This is a genomic window from Streptococcus sp. 151470009-6 (assembly GCF_053628175.1).
This window is the reverse complement of sequence record NZ_JBSEZF010000001.1, coordinates 641,880-662,270: the sequence shown is the minus strand read 5'-3', so window position 1 is coordinate 662,270 and position 20,391 is coordinate 641,880. Positions and strand designations below refer to the sequence as shown.

The 20,391-nt window shown below is 40.7% G+C and carries 23 protein-coding genes; 15 read left to right on the top strand and 8 right to left on the bottom strand.

Features of this window, described 5'->3' with window-relative positions:
• Window positions 1-1,892 (top strand): collagen-flanked surface repeat-containing protein (locus tag ACUW6H_RS03500; protein ID WP_454361252.1); only part of this gene is annotated, 1,892 nt, incomplete at its 5' end.
• Between the two features lie 132 nt (window positions 1,893-2,024).
• Here the strand turns inward: ACUW6H_RS03500 and ACUW6H_RS03495 are convergent.
• Complete coding sequence (locus tag ACUW6H_RS03495) at window positions 2,025-2,831, bottom strand: peptidylprolyl isomerase (protein ID WP_096406826.1); 807 nt, start codon at window positions 2,829-2,831, stop codon at window positions 2,025-2,027.
• 215 nt (window positions 2,832-3,046) lie between these two features.
• On the opposite strand from ACUW6H_RS03495, the gene rpsP reads away from it, so the two are divergent.
• The 7 genes from rpsP to ACUW6H_RS03460 all read left to right on the top strand — a co-directional run bounded on the left by rpsP (window position 3,047) and on the right by ACUW6H_RS03460 (window position 7,267).
• Entirely contained in the window at window positions 3,047-3,319 is a 273-nt protein-coding gene (gene rpsP, locus ACUW6H_RS03490; RefSeq protein WP_000268760.1) for a 30S ribosomal protein S16, read from the top strand.
• 19 nt (window positions 3,320-3,338) lie between these two features.
• Window positions 3,339-3,578 (top strand): RNA-binding protein KphA, encoded by a 240-nt coding sequence (gene kphA, locus ACUW6H_RS03485; protein WP_000379617.1) that lies wholly within the window; start codon window positions 3,339-3,341, stop codon window positions 3,576-3,578.
• Window positions 3,579-3,705: 127 nt separating this feature from the next.
• The gene (locus ACUW6H_RS03480) at window positions 3,706-4,665 is read left to right on the top strand and encodes a DMT family transporter (protein WP_447266120.1); all 960 of its coding nucleotides are present in this window, start codon (window positions 3,706-3,708) and stop codon (window positions 4,663-4,665) included.
• A gap of 91 nt (window positions 4,666-4,756) precedes the next feature.
• The gene (locus ACUW6H_RS03475) at window positions 4,757-5,614 is read left to right on the top strand and encodes an alpha/beta fold hydrolase (RefSeq protein WP_454361247.1); all 858 of its coding nucleotides are present in this window, start codon (window positions 4,757-4,759) and stop codon (window positions 5,612-5,614) included.
• Between the two features lie 75 nt (window positions 5,615-5,689).
• Window positions 5,690-6,208 carry a ribosome maturation factor RimM gene (gene rimM, locus ACUW6H_RS03470; protein ID WP_454361245.1) on the top strand — a complete coding sequence of 173 codons (519 nt, stop codon included), beginning with the start codon at window positions 5,690-5,692 and terminating at the stop codon, window positions 6,206-6,208.
• Window positions 6,198-6,917, top strand: coding sequence for a tRNA (guanosine(37)-N1)-methyltransferase TrmD (gene trmD, locus ACUW6H_RS03465; protein ID WP_061452409.1), 720 nt, complete (start codon window positions 6,198-6,200; stop codon window positions 6,915-6,917). The genes rimM and trmD overlap by 11 nt, the downstream gene beginning before the upstream one ends.
• Window positions 6,918-6,928: 11 nt before the next feature.
• The gene (locus tag ACUW6H_RS03460; RefSeq protein WP_001196052.1) at window positions 6,929-7,267 is read left to right on the top strand and encodes an ATP cone domain-containing protein; all 339 of its coding nucleotides are present in this window, start codon (window positions 6,929-6,931) and stop codon (window positions 7,265-7,267) included.
• 27 nt (window positions 7,268-7,294) lie between these two features.
• Here the strand turns inward: ACUW6H_RS03460 and ACUW6H_RS03455 are convergent, their stop codons facing one another.
• Window positions 7,295-7,615, bottom strand: coding sequence for a hypothetical protein (locus ACUW6H_RS03455; RefSeq protein WP_454361243.1), 321 nt, complete (start codon window positions 7,613-7,615; stop codon window positions 7,295-7,297).
• A gap of 104 nt (window positions 7,616-7,719) precedes the next feature.
• On the opposite strand from ACUW6H_RS03455, the gene ACUW6H_RS03450 reads away from it, so the two are divergent.
• A complete protein-coding gene (locus ACUW6H_RS03450) occupies window positions 7,720-7,938 on the top strand; it encodes a YdbC family protein (protein ID WP_000807420.1) in 219 nt (72 codons plus the stop codon).
• A 31-nt stretch (window positions 7,939-7,969) separates the two neighbouring features.
• On the opposite strand, the gene ACUW6H_RS03445 is transcribed toward ACUW6H_RS03450, so the two are convergent.
• From ACUW6H_RS03445 to gor, 3 genes are all read right to left on the bottom strand, one after another.
• Complete coding sequence (locus tag ACUW6H_RS03445) at window positions 7,970-8,527, bottom strand: TetR/AcrR family transcriptional regulator (protein WP_454361241.1); 558 nt, start codon at window positions 8,525-8,527, stop codon at window positions 7,970-7,972.
• Between the two features lie 391 nt (window positions 8,528-8,918).
• The gene (locus ACUW6H_RS03440) at window positions 8,919-9,455 is read right to left on the bottom strand and encodes a biotin transporter BioY (protein ID WP_454361239.1); all 537 of its coding nucleotides are present in this window, start codon (window positions 9,453-9,455) and stop codon (window positions 8,919-8,921) included.
• A gap of 143 nt (window positions 9,456-9,598) precedes the next feature.
• On the bottom strand, window positions 9,599-10,945 hold the full coding sequence (gor, locus tag ACUW6H_RS03435; RefSeq protein ID WP_454361237.1) for a glutathione-disulfide reductase: 1,347 nt from the start codon (window positions 10,943-10,945) through the stop codon (window positions 9,599-9,601).
• A gap of 268 nt (window positions 10,946-11,213) precedes the next feature.
• On the opposite strand from gor, the gene ACUW6H_RS03430 reads away from it, so the two are divergent.
• The 4 genes from ACUW6H_RS03430 to metG all read left to right on the top strand — a co-directional run bounded on the left by ACUW6H_RS03430 (window position 11,214) and on the right by metG (window position 16,465).
• Window positions 11,214-12,398, top strand: a complete 1,185-nt coding sequence (locus tag ACUW6H_RS03430; protein ID WP_454361235.1) for an efflux RND transporter periplasmic adaptor subunit — start codon at window positions 11,214-11,216, stop codon at window positions 12,396-12,398.
• Window positions 12,382-13,083 (top strand): ABC transporter ATP-binding protein, encoded by a 702-nt coding sequence (locus ACUW6H_RS03425; RefSeq protein WP_454361233.1) that lies wholly within the window; start codon window positions 12,382-12,384, stop codon window positions 13,081-13,083. Before ACUW6H_RS03430 ends, ACUW6H_RS03425 begins: the two co-directional genes overlap by 17 nt.
• Before the next feature lies 1 nt (window position 13,084).
• Window positions 13,085-14,344 carry an ABC transporter permease gene (locus ACUW6H_RS03420; RefSeq protein ID WP_454361231.1) on the top strand — a complete coding sequence of 420 codons (1,260 nt, stop codon included), beginning with the start codon at window positions 13,085-13,087 and terminating at the stop codon, window positions 14,342-14,344.
• A gap of 123 nt (window positions 14,345-14,467) precedes the next feature.
• Window positions 14,468-16,465 carry a methionine--tRNA ligase gene (gene metG, locus ACUW6H_RS03415; RefSeq protein WP_454361229.1) on the top strand — a complete coding sequence of 666 codons (1,998 nt, stop codon included), beginning with the start codon at window positions 14,468-14,470 and terminating at the stop codon, window positions 16,463-16,465.
• Between the two features lie 16 nt (window positions 16,466-16,481).
• Here metG and ACUW6H_RS03410 read toward each other — a convergent pair whose 3' ends face one another.
• From ACUW6H_RS03410 to coaA, 3 genes are all read right to left on the bottom strand, one after another.
• On the bottom strand, window positions 16,482-17,015 hold the full coding sequence (locus tag ACUW6H_RS03410; protein WP_454361227.1) for a DNA topology modulation protein: 534 nt from the start codon (window positions 17,013-17,015) through the stop codon (window positions 16,482-16,484).
• Between the two features lie 52 nt (window positions 17,016-17,067).
• Complete coding sequence (gene rpsT, locus ACUW6H_RS03405; protein WP_001274000.1) at window positions 17,068-17,304, bottom strand: 30S ribosomal protein S20; 237 nt, start codon at window positions 17,302-17,304, stop codon at window positions 17,068-17,070.
• Window positions 17,305-17,371: 67 nt separating this feature from the next.
• Window positions 17,372-18,292: a type I pantothenate kinase gene (gene coaA / locus ACUW6H_RS03400; RefSeq protein ID WP_125825745.1), complete on the bottom strand. Its 921-nt coding sequence runs from the start codon at window positions 18,290-18,292 to the stop codon at window positions 17,372-17,374.
• 234 nt (window positions 18,293-18,526) lie between these two features.
• On the opposite strand from coaA, the gene ACUW6H_RS03395 reads away from it, so the two are divergent.
• Together ACUW6H_RS03395 and ACUW6H_RS03390 are read left to right on the top strand one after the other, a co-directional pair.
• On the top strand, window positions 18,527-19,117 hold the full coding sequence (locus ACUW6H_RS03395; RefSeq protein WP_454361134.1) for a class I SAM-dependent methyltransferase: 591 nt from the start codon (window positions 18,527-18,529) through the stop codon (window positions 19,115-19,117).
• Window positions 19,114-20,391 carry a pyrimidine-nucleoside phosphorylase gene (locus ACUW6H_RS03390; protein WP_454361132.1) on the top strand — a complete coding sequence of 426 codons (1,278 nt, stop codon included), beginning with the start codon at window positions 19,114-19,116 and terminating at the stop codon, window positions 20,389-20,391. The genes ACUW6H_RS03395 and ACUW6H_RS03390 overlap by 4 nt, the downstream gene beginning before the upstream one ends.

The window sequence follows — 20,391 nt, the reverse complement described above, 5'->3', positions numbered from 1 at the left end:
CACCAGTCGTAACTGTTAAAGATAACGAAGACGGTACCCACACAGTTAAAGTTGTGAACCCAGATGGAACAACAACCGAGACAGTTATCAAGAATGGTAAAGATGGTAAGACACCAACTGTAACCGTTAAAGATAACCAAGATGGTACTCACACAGTTAAAGTTGTAAACCCAGGTGGCGAAACAACAGAAACAATCATCAAAGACGGTAAGAACCCATCAGTAACAACAGAACGTGGTGAAGACTCAGAAGGTAACACAGGTACATGGGTAATCACACATGATCCTGCTGGAACTGAAACAGGTCGTACATTCGTTAAAGATGGTAAAGATGGTAAAGACGGAAAATCACCAGTCGTAACTGTTAAAGATAACCAAGATGGTACTCACACAGTTAAAGTTGTAAACCCAGATGGAACAACAACCGAGACAGTTATCAAGAATGGTAAAGATGGTAAGACACCAACTGTAACCGTTAAAGATAACCAAGATGGTACTCACACAGTTAAAGTTGTAAACCCAGATGGAGAAACAACAGAAACAATCATCAAAGACGGTAAGAACCCATCCGTAACAACAGAACGTGGTGAAGACTCAGAAGGTAACACAGGTACATGGGTAATCACACATAATCCTGCTGGAACTGAAACAGGTCGTACATTCGTTAAAGATGGTAAAGACGGAAAAGACGGTAAGACACCAGTCGTAACTGTTAAAGATAACCAAGATGGTACTCACACAGTTAAAGTTGTAAACCCAGATGGAACAACAACCGAGACAGTTATCAAGAATGGTAAAGATGGTAAGACACCAACTGTAACCGTTAAAGATAACCAAGATGGTACTCACACAGTTAAAGTTGTAAACCCAGATGGAGAAACAACAGAAACAATCATCAAAGACGGTAAGAACCCATCCGTAACAACAGAACGTGGTGAAGACTCAGAAGGTAACACAGGTACATGGGTAATCACACATAATCCTGCTGGAACTGAAACAGGTCGTACATTCGTTAAAGATGGTAAAGACGGAAAAGACGGTAAGACACCAACTATTACTATCGAGTCTGGTAAAGACGAAGAAGGTCGTTCAGGTGTTTGGGTAATCGTACGTGATTCTGAAGGAAACATCACTAGCCGTAACTTTATCCGTGATGGTAAAGATGGTAAGACACCAAAAGTTCGTACTGAATCAGGTAAAGATAAAGAAGGAAATACTGGTGTTTGGGTAATCACCGAAGATGGCGATGGTAAGGAAACTAGCCGTACCTTTGTTCGTGATGGTAAAGATGGTAAAACACCAAGTATTACTACTGAACCTGGTAAGAACAAGGAAGGTCAATCAGGATACTGGATTATTATCAAGGATGGTGAAGGTAAAGAAACAAACCGTATCTTTATCCGTGATTGTGGATGTCCTAAGAAAGAGGATCCAAAACCGAAACCACAACCAGATCCGAAACCACAACCTCAACCGGATCCGAAGCCACAACCACAACCGGATCCGAAACCACAACCACAACCGGATCCAAAACCACAACCACAACCGGATCCGAAACCACAACCACAACCGGATCCAAAACCACAACCACAACCGGATCCGAAACCACAACCACAATCAGATCCAAAACCACAACCACAGCCAGATCCGAAACCACAACTACAATCAGATCCAAAACCACAACCACAGCCAGATCCGAAACCACAACCACAACTTCCACCTCAACCAATCGAAGACAAAGTTATCCCAATCAACAAGTTTAGAAATGGTGAGCCTCAAAAAGAATTACCAAACACTGGTACAGAGGAACTTCCATTCTTATCACTTGCTGCATTTATTGGACTAGCATCGGCTGGATTTGCATTGTCTCAAAAGAAAAGAGAGGAAGACTAATCATACTGTCTTTGTTAACAAAAGTCAGATCAATTTGAATAGTTTAAAAGAGAGAACAAAAATTCTCTCTTTTGTGTTGTTATATAGGGGAAAAATACATTTTAAAAAGGCTCTTTGTCAACTGTTGATGGCTTATTCTTTGCTGAAATCGTAGTCTTTCACCACTTTGATACTATCAATGGTGATAGCAGACGTTGGTTTGTCTTTCTCATCTTTTTCAGCCTTGGCAATCTTGTCAACAATATCCATGCCATCGATGACTTGACCAAAGACAGGGTGTTTGCCGTCTAGACTTGGATTTCCGCCCTCTTTATAGGCTTCGATGATTTTTTTTGGATACTTGCTGGTAGGGAGTTTAGCAGAAATATCTGTCGAGTTTTGGTTGATGAAGAATTGGCTACCGTTGGTATTTGGTTGACCAGTATTAGCCATAGCAAGTGCTCCTCGGATATTATATAGGTAAGGAGAGATTTCATTTTTAAAACCAGTTCCAGTATCCTTGGTATTATCCTTACCATGCCAGATAGATTGGCCTCCCGTACCATTTCCTTTTGGATCTCCACCTTGAATCATAAAGCCATCTATTACACGATGGAAGGTAACGCCATTGTAGTAACCTTCTTTAGCGTGAGTTAGGAAATTTTCAACTGCTAGAGGAGCTAATTTTGGAAAGAGTTTGATACGAATATCACCTTGACTTGTGTGAAGGATAGCTTCAGCCTCATCTTCAGCTACTTCCTTAGAAAGTTGAGGGAAGTTAGCATTTTCATTTGTTAAGGCGTCTTTCAAATCTTTGGCAGCCTGAGCAGCTGCTTTTGAGCTTTCTTCTGCTGAGATACTAGAGTCGACATACTCATCGCCACGGAGACCACGTTGGATACTAGTACATCCAGCAAGGGCTACAGTTGATAGTAAAAGAAGGGTTGCTAGTTTTTTCATTGTTTTCCTCTCAAAAATTCATTTCTACCATTGTACCCTAAAAGGGAGGTGATTTCAAATGTTAATGATTTTACTAAAAATTTCTAGTAGTTAAAAAATCAAAACTCTGTCAAGTTTTTTTCTTGACAGATGTCAAAAATCTGCTATAATAGAACATGTGCTAAATAGCTCAGCTATTTCACCGAAATAAAAAATAAGAAAAGAGACATTAAAAAATGGCAGTTAAAATCCGTTTGACTCGTATGGGTTCTAAGAAAAAACCTTTCTACCGTATCAACGTAGCAGACTCACGTTCACCACGTGACGGACGTTTCATCGAAACAGTTGGAACTTACAACCCACTTGTTGCTGAAAACCAAGTGACTTTGAAAGAAGACCGCGTTCTTGCATGGTTGGCTGATGGAGCTCAACCTTCAGATACAGTTCGCAACATCCTTTCAAAAGAAGGCGTATTGAAAAAATTCCACGATTCTAAATTCTCAAAATAAGTTTAAAGTAGGTTGACAGATGGATACGATTGAAAATCTCATTATTGCGATTGTGAAACCTTTGATTTCACAACCTGATGCCTTAACTATCAAGATCGAAGACACACCAGAGTTTTTGGAGTATCACTTGGATCTTGACCAAAGCGATGTCGGTCGTGTTATCGGTCGTAAGGGTCGCACTATTTCTGCGATAAGAACGATTGTCTACTCTGTCCCAACTGAAGACAAGAAAGTAAGAATCGTTATCGATGAAAAATAAAAAAAAGCGGGACAGATGTCTCGTTTTTTTGTGAGGAGAATAGTAATAGCGATCATCATGAAGTACCAGGTCTTAGTCTGATACATTTTTACTTGATGATATCTAGATGCAAAGGGAGTTATAATTTATGAACAAAAAAACAAAAGCCTATTTGGCAGCCTTATCCTTTTCAGCAATCATTGGATTTTCTTTTTTATTTACTAAGATTGCTTTGGGCTATGCCAGTCCTCTAACGAACTTAGCGCATCGCTATACAATCGCAGCTTTGGTATTGGTCATCCTTCATCAAACCAAACTTATCAAAGTGAGTTTAAGTAGAAAAGATATTCTTTCTATTCTTCCTATGAGTCTTTTCTATCCACTTCTCTTTTTTATTTTTCAATCCTTTGCTTTACAGTATATATCGTCTTCTGAAGCTGGAATTTTACAGGCTCTTGTCCCAATTTTTACGCTCCTTTTAGCATCAGTCTTTCTCAAGGAAAAGACAAGTTTGCTTCAAAAGTTCTTTTTACTTTTATCCGTAGCAGGAGTAGTTTTCATCTTCCTTAGCAAAGGAGCAAACTTTAGCACTGAAACTGCTAGCTTGGGCTTTCTCTTGATGTTGGGATCTGTTCTCGCCAATGCAATAAACAATATCCTCAGCAAGTCCAAAGGAGGTCGCTATCGGGCTATAGATATGACAGCTGTTGTGATATTTGTTGGTTTCATAACTTTTAATATGCTAAGCCTGACCTCGCACTATCTAGATGGCAACATACTAGCCTACGTAGAGCCGCTTGGACAGATGCCCTATCTGCTTTCCATCCTCTATTTGGGAATTCTAGCTTCTATCGTGACTGGTAGTCTCTCTATCTATGCTATTGTTCGCCTCGGGGCATCAACCGTCAGTGTCTTTGGTAATCTTGGAACCGTTTTGACCATTCTAGCCGGAGCCCTTATCCTCCACGAACCAATTTATAGTTACCATGTCATCGGAGCAACTTTGATTATTGCTGGAATTTTAGGCATGAATCTGAGGAAAAAAAGTAAAGATTGTTTAGCAGTCTTTTTCTTTATCCAAATGATGCAGAAAATTCAAAATTTTTAATGAAATCAAGTTTAGAAAACCATGATTTTAATATAGCATGATAAAATAGATAACAAGAATGATATTAGGATAAAGAGGAGAGAGTGTAGAAATGAAGCCAAATGATATTGCTGAAGCTATTGCTTTTTATAACAGAAAACCCGAGACTTTGGTACGCCACATTATACCAGTATTAGATTGTGATTTGGTTGTTTATCATCGTCCTGGAAGCTCAAGTAAAGGACACATTATTTTTTATCATGGAGCTTGTGGCCGTAGTCAGATGTGGGCCCACCAATATGATGCTTTTGAGGGATTTGACCTCTATTTTGTCAATGTTAGAGGACAGGGTGAATCACCTATGAAAGTTGGTCTACCTGACTTAGAAGGTGCTGTTCAAGATGTAGATGCTATTTTGTCCTATTTCCAGCTAGATAAGGTGATATTGGTTGGTCATTCTTGGGGAGGAAATCCATTTCAAGAGTACACCTATCGCCATCCAGAAAGAGTCCTAGCCTTGGTCATGGTAGATAGTTGGGGACAGCATCGTTACCTATCAGATAAAGAAAGAGGTCGAATCAAATATAGTTCTCTTATGTATAAAACGATTCCTTGGAAGGTGATTGCTGATAAAAATTCAAAAATGTGTACTGATAACCCTATCACAAGAGAATTGGTCAAGACGGCCATCATAGAAACTGGGCGAGATGTTTTTTTGAACCTTGGAATCACAGGTTTCTTGGCAGTTCATGAGATAGAAGGATATAAAGGAAATCCTCCAATACTATTAGTAAGAGGTGAAAACGATTTTCCCAAACACCTAAAAGTAATCTATGATGGTATCATTGCCTTAAATCCTAATGCGCGTCAAGTAACGATTTCAGACAGCAAACACCAACCGATGAATGACCACCCTGAAGAGTTCAATCAGCTTATTGGTGAATTTTTTGAAGAAGTAGTAGCCTTGTAAGGTAGGACCTATCCAACTTGTGAAAATCTCTGGAACGTGATAAAATAAAGGATAGAAATAGATACAGGAGACAAGATGAACTACTTTAATGTTGGGAAAATCGTCAATACGCAGGGTTTACAGGGTGAGATGCGAGTCTTGTCTGTGACGGATTTTGCTGAGGAACGCTTTAAAAAAGGGGCAGAGCTGGCTTTATTTGATGAAAAAGACCAGTTTGTTCAAACAGTGACCATCGCCAGCCACCGTAAGCATAAGAACTTTGATATTATCAAATTCAAAGACATGTACCATATCAATGCGATTGAAAAGTACAAGGGGTACAGTCTCAAGGTTGCTGAGGAAGATTTGAACGATTTAGATGATGGTGAATTCTACTATCACGAGATTATCGGTTTGGAAGTTTACGAGGGAGACAACTTGATAGGAACTATCAAGGAAATCCTGCAACCAGGTGCCAATGATGTCTGGGTGGTCAAGCGAAAAGGTAAGCGTGATTTGCTTTTACCATATATCCCACCAGTAGTTCTCCATGTTGATATTCCAAACAAGCGGGTCGAGGTGGAAATCTTAGAAGGACTAGATGATGAAGATTGATATTTTAACCCTCTTTCCTGAGATGTTTTCTCCGCTGGAGCACTCGATTGTTGGAAAGGCTCGAGAAAAGGGGCTCTTGGATATCCAATACCATAATTTCAGAGAATACGCTGAAAAAGCCCGTCATGTTGACGATGAGCCCTACGGAGGAGGGCAAGGAATGTTGCTCCGTGCCCAACCTATTTTCGACGCCTTTGACGCCATTGAAAAGAAAAATCCCCGCGTCATTCTTCTCGATCCTGCTGGGAAACAGTTCGATCAAGCCTACGCTGAAGATTTGGCTCAAGAAGAGGAACTGATCTTTATCTGCGGTCACTACGAAGGGTATGACGAGCGCATCAAGACCTTGGTAACCGATGAAATTTCCCTAGGAGATTATGTCCTGACTGGTGGTGAGTTGGCGGCCATGACCATGATTGATGCTACGGTTCGCTTGATCCCAGAAGTGATTGGTAAGGAATCTAGTCACCAGGATGATAGCTTTTCTTCAGGTCTACTCGAATATCCTCAGTACACACGTCCTTATGACTATCGTGGAATGGTGGTTCCAGATGTGCTCATGAGTGGGCACCATGAAAAGATTCGCCAGTGGCGACTTTATGAAAGTCTAAAGAAAACCTACGAGCGCAGACCAGATTTGCTAGAAAACTACCAACTGACAGTAGAAGAAGAAAAAATGTTGGCAGAAATCAAAGAAAACAAAGAATAAAGGAGAACCTTATGCAAGTAATCAAACGTAACGGAGAAGTTGCCGACTTTGATCCAGATAAAATTTACCAAGCTGTCCTCAAAGCAGCTCAGACAGTTTATGTTTTGACAGATGATCTACGTCAAAACCTAGCTCAAGTTACTAAAAAAGTAGTCTTGGACTTGGACGAAGCAAAAGTAGAACGTGCGACCATCAGTATGATCCAATCAATGGTTGAAAATCGTTTGCTGGGAGCAGGTTATATCACCATTGCAGAGCACTATATCTCTTATCGCTTGCAACGTGATTTGGAGAGAAGTGGGTATGGTGATCATATCGCAGTTCACCTTCATTTTGAACAAATTCGTTAAGAAAAAGAGTGGGATGCAATGAAGATCTCACTCTTTCTTAAATAGACTTTTCTGTGCTTTTTCTACCGTAGAAGGAACAAAACGGATTCTCTTGATGTCACCAATCCGAATGATACGTGTCACATTTCTAGTGAAATTTTTGACAATAATCTGCTGACGACTGACATCATATTTGACAATATCACCCGTAAAACTCGTCTCAGCTAGTATGACATGAACAGCAGATTTTTTCTGGATTGCCTGCTCGATTGTAGCTGTTAGGGAGTTGTCTTCGGTTTGGCGAGGTTCGTCATTTCCATTGAGAAAACCCTGTAGTTTGTTTAGTACAAGTTTAAATGTTTGTCTCATAAGTTCCTCCCTTCTTATATATCCACATTATATAAAATTTTCCTAAAAACCACAAGATTTTTACGAATAGACTAGTGAAAGCATATCACATAAAGGAGTTAAAAATGGCAGAATTTACATTTGAAATCGAAGAACATTTACTGACCTTGTCCGAAAATGACAAAGGATGGACAAAAGAACTAAATCGCGTTAGCTTTAATGGTGCGCCAGCAAAGTTTGATATTCGAACTTGGAGCCCTGACCATACCAAAATGGGAAAAGGAATCACTCTTTCCAATGAAGAATTTCAGGTAATGGTTGATGCCTTCAAAGGGGGACAATAAAAGATCTTGAGTTCATCTCAAGATCCTTTTTTTATGACACGATATAATCACACAGAGAAGTTTTAGATAACTGGATGAAAGTTTCCCTGAATTCCTTAGGCGGTATTGGATTTTCTTTGCGAATCCAGACTTCGATGAAAGAGATTGCCATGGTTGTAATGATATAGGCGATGTCTTCTTTACTAAAATTATATTTCAGTTGGTAATTAACATTTTTTAGTACCCATCCTGAGTATATCTCACGCAGAAACTCCTTCCAACATGGGTCGACTTGTGTGGTATACAAGGTGTTAATAATTTCTTTTTTTTCGTATATGAGCGGAAGTATATAGTCTGCTAAAAAAGAAATAGGATCTCCATCATTGTTAGGGCTGTACTTATTAAAGACGTTAAAAATATGCTGATTGGTCTCTTCGTGAATGTATTCAATAATATCTTCAAAGTTGTTAAAATGCTTTTGATAAATTGCTTGTCGTGAAATACCAGCTTCAGCTGCAATTTCAGTTATTGTAAAGGAACTACGTTGAGGATTCTTCTTAGCTAGTGTGATGAGTGAATTAATAATTAAGTCACGAGTATTCTTTGGCATGATTTCACCTTTCTATTTATAATTATTTACAGTTATTTTTGAATGAGGAAAAATCAAAATGTTCAAGTTAATATAAATAATCAATGAACATAAAATTTTCTGAATCTTTTAGGTAGCTCTATTGTATCACAATTAATTTATAAAATATAGCAATATCATTGAAAATGTGTTTTCTGAAAAATATACAGTTATTAACCTTTCAAAAATAATGGAAGCTTATTTGGTTTGAATCAATTAGAATACTTTTCTACTTTGCATATCGTGAAAAGCTGTAATTTGAAGGATAAAACGATTAATATTCATACCGGTATAAGAATAGTCAAGTAGCTAAATAGTGTACAGTTGATGCTTAGAAAGGAAATAGTCCAGAACAATTGTTCTGGACTATTTTTTATCTTGAAAAATAAGTAAGGCTTTTCAATCGTTCCAGTAGGGGACGGCTAATGAAACTAATGGCAATGATCTTACCAAGATCAGGGAGGATAAAAGGAAGGACACCTACTGCAAGCGCCTTATCAAATGGCATCCCAGCAAGGAAGTGGAGGCTGAGAATACCTCCGACAAAGACGAGAGAATTGCCCAAGAGGTTGGCTAGGAAAATGCGAATATAGCCACTATTTTGATGGATGAGATAAGATGTAAGTCCAGCATAGACAAGGTCGAACCAAAGATAGCCTGCGCTTGGACCGACTAAAACGTGAAATCCAGCTCCTCCCCCTGCAAAAACAGGTAAACCAATGGCACCCAGCAAGAGATAGAGAGCTACAGATAGAACGGCTTCCCTGGGTCTGAAAACAGTAGCAATCAGGCCGATCGCAAAGTTTTGTAGAGTGAAGGGGACAGGGCCGATAGGGAGACTGATTTGTGCCAAAACGGCAATAAGAGCAGCACCGATAGCAGGGATAGCATAGATATGAGCTTTTTTCAAAACTGTTAACCTCTTTTCAAAATTATAGTAACTATTATACTAATTCAGGATGAAAAGTCAACCTATTTTTTATAACGAGGTAACAATTTTGTAACAGCGGATTTTGCAAGTAAAAAGAGACCTTTTCAGGTCTCTTTCGATAATTAGCGCATGGTCACAAATTCTTCAGAAGCAGTTGGGTGGATAGCTACTGTAGCGTCAAAGTCTGCCTTGGTTGCTCCCATCTTGATGGCAACAGCGAATCCTTGAATCATCTCATCCACTCCGTAACCGAGCCCGTGAAGTCCAACAACTTTTTCGTCAGCACCAGCGGTGATGAGTTTGAAGCGAGATTCTTGACGATGGTTTGTAACGGCAGAGTACATAGATGCAAAGCTTGACTTGTAGACTTTAATGTGCTCTTGGCCGTATTCTTTGATAGCTTGATCTTCAGTTAAGCCGACTGTTCCGATTGCTGGGTGGGAGAAGACAACAGTAGGGATAGTCGTGTAGTCCATCTTAGCACTTGTTTTCCCATTAAAGAGACGTTCAGATAGGGTACGTCCAGCCTTGATGGCTACTGGGGTTAGTTCCTTCTCACCAGTAACGTCTCCGAGGGCATAGATACCATTTACAACTGTATTTTGATACTCATCCACTTGGATAAATCCACGTTCGTTGAGTGTAACGCCAGCCTTTTCTAACTCCAACCCGTCTACATTTGGACGGCGGCCAGTAGCCCAGATAACTTGGCTTGCAGTGTGACTAGAACCATCTTCGAAATGAATGGTAATGCCTTGCTCAGTTTCTTCGAGTTTGACGGGTACCTTGTGTGTGTGCAAAGGAAGGCCTGTTTTTTCCATTTTATTGACAAGACCTTCAACGATGTAGTTGTCAAACGTGCGCAAGGGACGATCACGACGGACAAACAAATCAGTTTTTACTCCGAGTGCGTGGAGAACACCTGCTAATTCAACAGCGATATAGCCAGCTCCAAGAATCGCAACGGATTCAGGAAGTTGCTCCCAAGCAAAGACATCGTCTGAGCTACCACCGAGTTCAGCTCCAGGAATAGTTGGAATGCTTGGACGAGCGCCAGTCGCAATCACGATATGCTTGGCACGAATCAATTCACCATTAACACTGACAGTGTGGGAATCAACAAAATGAGCACGCCCCTCAATCAAATCAACTCCGTTGCGTTTGAAACTTCCATCATAAGATGAGCGGGCACGATCGATGTAGGCTTCACGATTTTGACGAAGTTTTGCGAAATCAAATTGAACATTTGAACTCGTAAACCCATAGTCAGGACCGTAGTGGTGGAAGCTTTCAGCAATTTGCGCTCCATACCACATGATTTTCTTAGGAACACAGCCAACGTTGACACAAGTTCCACCTAATTTTTTCTCTTCGATAACAGCTGCTTTGGCGCCGTGCTCACCAGCTCGGTTCATAGTGGCGATGCCGCCACTCCCTCCACCGATGGCGATGATATCATATTCTCTCATAGAAAACTCCTTATAGCTTTGATAGTCATATTCTATCGTTTTTATTTTTTGAATGCAAAAATCTGCTACGTTTAAAAAAATTACAAAAACACTTGCCATTTTTTCAAAGATAGTGTATTATATTTCTAGTACAATAACCCAAAAAACAAATACCGAACGAAATATTTCTCCTGAACAGTCATTGTTTCTCTCTGAACGATCATTGTTTGGGTCTAGTATTTTTGATATAATGGTTTTTGTAAGCTTAAAGTGAAAAAGGAGATTAACTATGAAAAGAACAAAAAAGGTAAAAAAATGGCAATTATTCACCGCTATTGGTGTTGCAAGTGCTATTGTTATCGGTGCTGTGGCGATTATGATTTTTAGACAACCATCCCATTCGGTTGTCCAGGATGAGACCTCTCATATCGTTGTTGCCAAGGAAGGTTCCGTTGCCTCATCGGTTCTCTTGTCAGGTACCGTCACAGCAAAAAATGAACAATACGTTTATTTTGATGCTAGTAAGGGAGATTTAGATGAAATTCTCGTTTCGGTTGGAGACAAGGTCGAAGAAGGGCAAGCTTTGGTCAAATACAGCAGTGCCGATGCCCAAGCTGCCTATGATGCAGCCAGTCGAGCAGTTGCAAAGGCCGACCGTCATATCAATGAGTTGAACAAGGCTCGTGAAAATGCAAACTCTGCACCAGTTTTGCCACAAGTTCCAACAGAAGCTGGACTTTCAGAGCAAGCGCCTGCCGAAACTTCTTCCGTATCCTCTATTGATTCTCAAATCAGTGATGCCAAGGATAACCGTGCTGATGCTGTGGCTCAGCTCAACAAGGCCCAAGCTCAACTGGATGCAGCAACTGTCCTCAGTACACTAGAAGGGACTGTAGTTGAAGTCAATCGTAATGTTTCCAAATCGCCAACAGGTAATAGCCAAGTGGTAGTACATGTCGTAAGTAATGAAAACTTGCAGGTCAAAGGGGAGCTGTCTGAATACAATCTTGCCAACCTTTCTGTTGGGCAAGAAGTTACCTTTACTTCGAAGGTTTATCAAGATAAGAGCTGGACAGGTAAAATCAGCTATATTTCTGATTATCCTAAAAACAACGGAGAAGCAGCAAATGCAGCTCTTGGAGGGAATACTGGATCTAAGTACCCTTATACTGTTGATGTGACTAGCGATATCGGTGAGTTGAAACAAGGCTTCTCAGTCAGTGTTGAAGTCAAAAACAAAAGTAAAGCCATCCTTGTTCCTTTGACAAGTGTTGTTACCGAAAATGACAAAAACTATGTCTGGCTCGTTGACGACCAGAAAAAAGCGAAGAAGGTAGAAGTTACTTTGGGGAATGCGGACGCAGACAACCAAGAAATTACTTCAGGTTTGACAGACGGTGCCAAGGTCATCAGTAATCCAACATCTTCCTTGGAAGAAGGAAAAGAGGTGAAGGCTGATGAAGAAACTAATTAGTCTAAAAAATATCTGCAGGAGTTATCGAAATGGTGACCAAGAACTGCAGGTACTTAAAAATATTAATCTAGAAGTTAAAGAAGGTGAGTTTGTCGCCATTATGGGACCGTCCGGTTCTGGTAAATCTACTTTGATGAATACCATTGGAATGTTGGATACACCAACCAGTGGAGAGTATTATCTTGAAGGTCAAGAAGTGGCAGGCCTTGGAGAGAAACAGCTTGCCAAGGTCCGCAACCAGCAAATCGGCTTTGTCTTTCAGCAGTTCTTTCTCTTGTCCAAGCTCAATGCGCTTCAAAACGTTGAATTGCCCTTGATTTACGCCGGAGTTTCAGCTTCAAAACGTCGGAAATTGGCTGAGGAATTTCTGGAAAAGGTTGAGCTAACGGAGCGCAGTCATCATTTGCCTTCCGAGTTATCAGGTGGTCAAAAGCAACGTGTAGCGATTGCGCGTGCCTTGGTAAACAATCCTTCTATCATCCTAGCTGACGAACCGACAGGAGCCTTGGATACCAAGACGGGAAATCAAATCATGCAACTGTTGGTGGAGTTAAACAAGGAAGGGAAGACCATTATCATGGTCACGCATGAGCCTGAGATAGCTGCCTATGCCAAACGCCAGATAGTCATTCGTGATGGTGTTATCTCATCAGACAGCACCCCAGTAGAAGAGGAGGAAAACTAAGATGCAGAATCTGAAATTTGCCTTTTCATCCATCATGGCCCACAAGATGCGTTCCTTCCTCACCATGATTGGGATTATCATCGGAGTTTCGTCTGTCGTCGTCATCATGGCTCTTGGCGACTCCATGTCTCGTCAGGTCAATAAAAACATGACCAAATCACAGAAGGATATCCATGTATTTTTCTCTCCTATCAAGAGCAAGGATGGCTCCTTTACTCAGCGCCAGTCAGCTTTGACAGTCAGTGGGAAAGAAGAGGATGTTCATGTTGAACCACCAAAACCACTGGAGTCTTGGGTCAAGGAGGCTGCCAAACTCAAAGGAGTAGACAGTTACTATGTCACTAACTCGACTAACGTCACCTTGTCTTATAAGGATAAGAAGGTTGAACGTGCGACTCTGACTGGTGGAAATAGCACCTACATGAACGCAGTTGAAAATGAGATCGTTGCTGGTAGAAGTCTAAGACCGCAAGACTACAAGGAATTTGCCAGTGTGATTTTGTTGGACGAAGAACTAGCTAAGAGTTTGTTTGATAGTCCAGAAGCCGCGATCAATCAAATTATCTCTGTTAATGAGTTTAGTTACCGTGTGATTGGTGTTTATACTAGTAATGAAGCTAAAACTGCTAAAGCCTTTGGAATTGGTGGACTTCCAATTACGACCAATATCTCTCTTGCAGCCAATTTTAATACCGATGAAATCTCGGATATTGTTTTTCGTGTTAATGACACTAGCTTAACACAAACCTTGGGTCCAGAGTTGGCTCGAAAACTGACAGAGATTGCGGGACTTCAACAAGGTGAGTACCAAGTTGCGGATGCAACTGCCGCCTTCCAAGAGGTACAACAACTATTTGGCTTTATGACCACTGTTATCAGTGCCATCGCAGGAATCTCTCTCTTTGTCGGGGGAACTGGTGTTATGAATATTATGCTGGTTTCGGTGACAGAACGTACGCGTGAGATTGGTTTGCGTAAGGCTCTCGGAGCTACACGGGCTAATATCTTAGTTCAGTTTTTGATTGAGTCCATGATTTTGACCTTGCTAGGTGGTGTCATCGGTCTAGTCAGTGCAGCAGGCTTGACAATGATAGCGGGTATCTTATTGCAAAATATGATTGCAGGTATCGAAGTTGGGGTGTCCCTCCCAATTGCTCTCTTTAGCTTGGCTGTGTCAGCCAGCGTTGGGATGATCTTCGGAGTCTTGCCAGCCAATAAAGCCTCTAAGCTTGATCCAATCGAAGCCCTTCGCTATGAATAAGATAAACAAGATGGACATTTGTCTATCTTGTTTTTGTATGGATTTCCCTATCAAAAATCACTAAAAATATGATATAATGAAGTGTTAGAAAAACAGGTTTCATTAGCCTGGAAAGGAAAAATTATGTCTGAAAAGAATTTTTATATTACAACACCGATTTACTATCCATCTGGTAAACTTCATATCGGTTCTGCCTACACAACCATTGCTTGTGATGTCCTAGCACGTTACAAACGCCTTATGGGCTACGATGTCTTTTATTTGACAGGTCTTGACGAGCATGGTCAAAAAATCCAGCAAAAAGCGGAAGAAGCTGGCATTACACCTCAAGCTTATGTTGATGGGATGGCGGTTGGAGTCAAAGAACTTTGGAAATTGCTCGATATCTCATACGATAAATTTATCCGTACAACTGATGACTACCATGAAAAAGTAGTGGCTCAGGTCTTTGAACGTTTGCTTGCTCAAGATGACATCTACCTAGGTGAATATTCTGGTTGGTATTCAGTCTCAGATGAGGAATTTTTTACAGAAAGCCAGCTTGCAGAAGTTTTCCGTGATGAAACTGGAAATGTAACGGGTGGTATCGCTCCATCAGGTCACGAGGTTGAATGGATTTCAGAAGAGTCATACTTCCTTCGCCTTAGTAAGTACCAAGACCGTTTGGTTGAATTTTTCAAATCGCACCCTGATTTCATCACTCCAGATGGTCGTCTTAATGAAATGTTACGTAACTTCATTGAGCCAGGTTTGGAAGACTTGGCAGTTTCTCGAACAACCTTTACCTGGGGTGTGCCAGTCCCATCAAATCCAAAACACGTTGTCTATGTTTGGATTGATGCTCTTCTTAACTATGCGACTGCTCTTGGTTACGGTCAAGATGAGCATGGTAACTTTGACAAGTTCTGGAACGGAACAGTCTTCCAAATGGTCGGAAAAGACATCCTTCGTTTCCACTCCATCTACTGGCCAATCCTTCTTATGATGTTGGATGTTAAATTACCTGACCGCTTGATTGCCCATGGTTGGTTTGTCATGAAAGACGGCAAAATGTCTAAGTCTAAAGGGAATGTCGTTTATCCTGAAATGTTAGTAGAGCGCTATGGACTGGATCCACTTCGTTACTACCTCATGCGTAGCCTTCCAGTTGGTTCAGACGGAACCTTCACTCCAGAGGACTATGTAGGCCGTATCAACTATGAATTGGCAAATGACCTTGGAAATCTCCTCAACCGTACGGTTTCTATGATTAACAAGTATTTTGATGGGCAAATTCCAGCCTATGTAGAGGGTGTAACAGAGTTTGATAATGCTCTTGCTGAGGTTGCAGAACAATCAATCGCAGACTACCATATACACATGGAAGCAGTTGACTACCCACGCGCTCTTGAAGCAGTCTGGACTCTTATCTCTCGTACCAACAAATACATCGATGAGACTGCTCCATGGGTCTTGGCCAAGGATGAAGCTCTTCGTGACCAATTAGCAAGTGTCATGAGCCACTTGGCAGCTAGCCTTCGTGTCGTCGCTCACTTGATTGAGCCCTTTATGATGGAAACCAGTCGTGCAGTCTTGACACAACTTGGTCTAGCAGAAGTTTCTAGCCTTGAAAACTTGAGCCTGGCTGATTTCCCTGCAGATGTAACAGTAGTTGCTAAAGGAACACCAATCTTCCCACGTCTGGATATGGAAGAAGAAATTGCCTATATTAAGGAACAAATGGAAGGCAACAAACCAACCGTTGAAAAAGAATGGAATCCAGAAGAAGTCGAACTTAAACTAAACAAGGAAGAAATCAAGTTTGAAGACTTCGATAAGGTTGAAATTCGTGTCGCAGAAGTCAAAGAAGTTTCGAAAGTAGAAGGTTCTGATAAGTTGCTTCAATTCCGCTTGGATGCTGGTGATGGTCAAGACCGTCAAATCCTCTCAGGAATTGCCAAATACTATCCAAACGAACAAGAATTGGTCGGCAAGAAAGTCCAAATCGTTGCTAACCTTAAACCACGTAAAATGATGAAAAAATATGTCAGTCAAGGGATGATTCTCTCAGCTGAACATGATGGGCAATTAACCCTTCTCACAGTTGATCCAGCTGTACCAAACGGAAGTGTGATTGGCTAATAGCAAAAAACCAACGTTAGACACGTTGGTTTTTCTTGTTGTTTGCGAGATTTTCTAAGAAGTGGTCCATTTCCTTTTGCGACCGGAGGACAATTACTTTCTCTGGATAGGTTTCTTGAACCCGTTGATAACGTTCTTTAGCAGTTTTGGTCCGCCCATCCCAGAGAATCCATCTGATAAACTCCCAGTCAAAGCGTTCTGGGCAACCTGCAGCCATGCTTTCTCGAACTTGACCTCTGTATTTGAGATAACGCTTAAAGGCCCTCAGTAAGCAAGTCCAAGGTGAAAAATTGAGAAAGATGATTTGGTTAGCTTCCAGCATTCTTTCTTCATAGCAACACCAAGAGTAGTTGCCGTCGATGACCCAAGCTTCGTGCTTTGTGAGAAAGTTTTTCATCTCGCCCAGCATCCATTCGCGGTCACTGTCTTGCCAACCAGGTTGAAATTGGAGGGTGTCCATATGCAGCTTTGGGATAGAGTAGTAGTTTGACAACTTTTCAGCTAGAGTTGACTTGCCGGCTCCAGAATAGCCGATGATTGCTATTTTCATTTTCTACCTTTTTTTATTAGAGGATAAAAAAACAGCCTCTATGGACTGTTTCTTATTTAGCAAGTTTAGCTGAAAGACGAGCTTTATCGCGGCTTGCTTTGTTTTTATGAATCAAACCTTTAGTTTCTGCTTTGTCGATAGCTGAGCTAGCAGCACGGAAAAGTTCTTCAGAAGGGTTTGCTTCGAAAGCTTTGATAGCAGTACGCATAGCTGATTTTTGAGCTGAGTTTTTTTCGTTTTGTTTAACGTTCAATTCAGCGCGTTTGATAGCTGATTTAATGTTTGCCAATTTTCTTACCTCCATATTTACTAACTATACCATTATATATGAAAACTTATGTTTTGACAAGGGGAAATTATTTTTTTAGGTAAATTTCATCGATTTCATGGTTTTTAGCCTTGTGGAGAATAACCTCGGCCCGATTCCTTGTTGGTTCAATATAGTTTTGTAGATTTGTAAGGTTGATATCACTCCATACTTGGTGGGCAAAAGACTCTACTTCCCCTATTGGCATTTGCGTAAAGTGGTGGTAGTAGCTGTCTGGATCGTTTTGGGCAAAGCTGAGGAGTTTTAAAAAGCGGTCTAAATACCAGCTTTCAATGTCTTCGACAGCAGCGTCTACGTAGATGGAAAAATCAAAGAAGTCGGTGATGTAAAGACGCTCATTTTGAGGATTCTGAAAGACATTGATTCCTTCAACAATCACAAAATCTGCAGCCTTAACACATTGTTTCTCACCAGGAACAATATCATAAACCTCATGAGAATAGACAGGAATATCAACGTCTTGGCCATTTTTTAGGCGGTCAAGAAAATTCAGTAAGGCCTCCATGTTATAACTCTCTGGAAAGCCTTTGCGATTTAAGATACCTTGGTCAATTAACGTTTGATTGGGATAGAGAAAACCATCAGTCGTCACTAACTCCACAGTGGCGTCAGTAACTGTACGAGACAGAAGGATTTGCAGGAGTCGGCTAGTCGTTGATTTGCCAACAGCAACACTTCCCGAAACTCCGATGATGAAGGGTTGAGATTTACTCTCTCTTTGGAGAAAAATTCCCTTAGAAAAGGCTAAATCCTCTTTGGTGCGTTTGTAAATTTGGATGAGATGAGCTAATGGTAAATAAATATCTGTCACATCTTGTAGGCTGATTTGATCGTTAAAACTCTTGATTGAGTCTAGTTCTTCTTCCGTCAAGGGAGGAGTTGACTTGCGGTGCAAGGACTGCCAGGTTTCACGGCTGATTTTTTCAAAATGTAAAAATTCGTTGGTCATATTCTTTCCTCGTTCGATATCTTAGTATATCATATTTCTCATCTAAAGAGAGAACGAAATTCGATATTTCTCATTCTGATTCTTGAAAGTTGCTATAAGTTGCTCTAAAAGGTAAAAAATAGAGAAAGTAATACTGAAATTCTTTAATTATTATCATAACAGTTTTAGTTTGTTTGTTGAATTTTAGCTTTGTAAACGATTTTATATTTCCTTAAATTATGGTAAAATAGTTTTATGAGTAAAATGTATTATGCAGAAAATCCTGATGCTGCTCACGATATTCATGAGTTGAGAGTGGAGTTGTTGGGAGAAAACATGACCTTTTTGACGGATGCGGGTGTTTTTAGCAAGAAAATGGTTGACTTTGGGAGTCAGCTTTTATTGAAGTGTCTAGAGGTTAACAAAGGAGAGAAGGTCCTTGATGTGGGTTGTGGTTATGGGCCATTGGGCTTGTCATTGGTCAAGGCTTATGGAGTTCAGGCAACCATGGTCGATATCAATAATCGTGCCTTAGACTTAGCGCGACAAAATGCTGAACGAAATAAAGTAGAAGCAACGATTTTCCAATCCAATATCTATGAACAAGTTGAAGGGAAGTTTGACCATGTTATTTCCAATCCGCCGATCCGAGCGGGCAAACAGGTTGTTCATGAGATTATCGAAAAGAGCAGAGATTTCTTGAATGACGGAGGAGATTTAACCATTGTCATTCAGAAAAAACAAGGAGCTCCAAGTGCTAAAAGTAAGATGGAAGACGTTTTTGGAAATTGTGAAATCGTAAAGAAAGATAAGGGATACTATATCCTTAGAAGTGTAAAAGAATGAGAGCAGTTGATTTAATCCAAAAGAAACGAGATGGTCAAGAACTGTCTTCAAGTGAAATCAAGTGGTTGGTAGAAGGCTATGTGGCTGGAACAGTCCCAGACTATCAAATGTCTGCCTTTGCTATGGCGGTTTATTTCAAAGGGATGACCACACGTGAGATTTCTGATCTGACGATGAACATGGTAAAGACGGGGCAAGAGTTTGATTTGTCAGCCATAGAGGGCATCAAAGTAGATAAACACTCGACAGGTGGTGTTGGTGATAAGGTGACCTTAATTTTAGCTCCTTTGGTAGCCAGTTTTGGTGTGCCAGTAGCCAAGATGAGTGGTCGGGGACTAGGACACACTGGTGGAACCTTGGATAAGTTAGAAGCAATCAAGGGCTACCAAGTGGAACGTAGTCAAGAGGATTTCATCAAACAGGTTCAAGATATTGGTGTATCTGTCATTGGTCAGTCTGACCAGCTGGTTAAAGCAGACAAACTTCTCTATGCCCTCCGTGATGTGACAGCAACTGTCGACACGATTCCTTTGATTGCTAGTTCTGTCATGAGTAAGAAAATTGCTGCTGGGGCAGATGCCATTTTGCTAGATGTGACTGTCGGTGAGGGTGCCTTTATGAAGACTGTTGATGAGGCGCGCAAATTAGCTCAAACCATGGTGGATCTTGGTAATGCTGTTGGTCGAAAAACAGTAGCAGTCATTACCGATATGAGCCAACCCTTGGGTCGATCTATTGGTAATCGTCTCGAAATTCTAGAAGCAATCGAAATTCTTCAAGGAAAAGGTCGAGAAGATATCAGTCACTTTATCTGTGAACTAGCTCAGATTATGCTTAGTTTAGCAGATGTTGAGAAGACGGTAGAAGAAGTACGTCAACACCTTGAAAATGGACAAGCCCTTGCCAAATTTGAAGAAATGGTGGCGGCTCAAGGTGGTGATCTAGAAGATCTCTACCGACCAGTAAATGTTGCACATGTAGTGGATATCCCGGCTCAAGAGACAGGTGTCATTTCAGCCCTTCCAGCTATGGATTTTGGCCTATATGCCATGCGATTAGGAGCTGGTCGTGCAGTCAAGTCTGATGATTTGGACTATGAAACAGGGATTGTTTTTGAAAAGAAAGTTGGTGACTCAGTTCAAAAAGGAGAAATTGTTGCAAAAGTTTATACAAATGGAAAAATTTCTTCTGAACTAGTTACAGAATTTCAAAAATATGTTAAAATAAATGATGGAGTGCAAAGTTTACGAGAAATTATAGAAATTATCTCATAA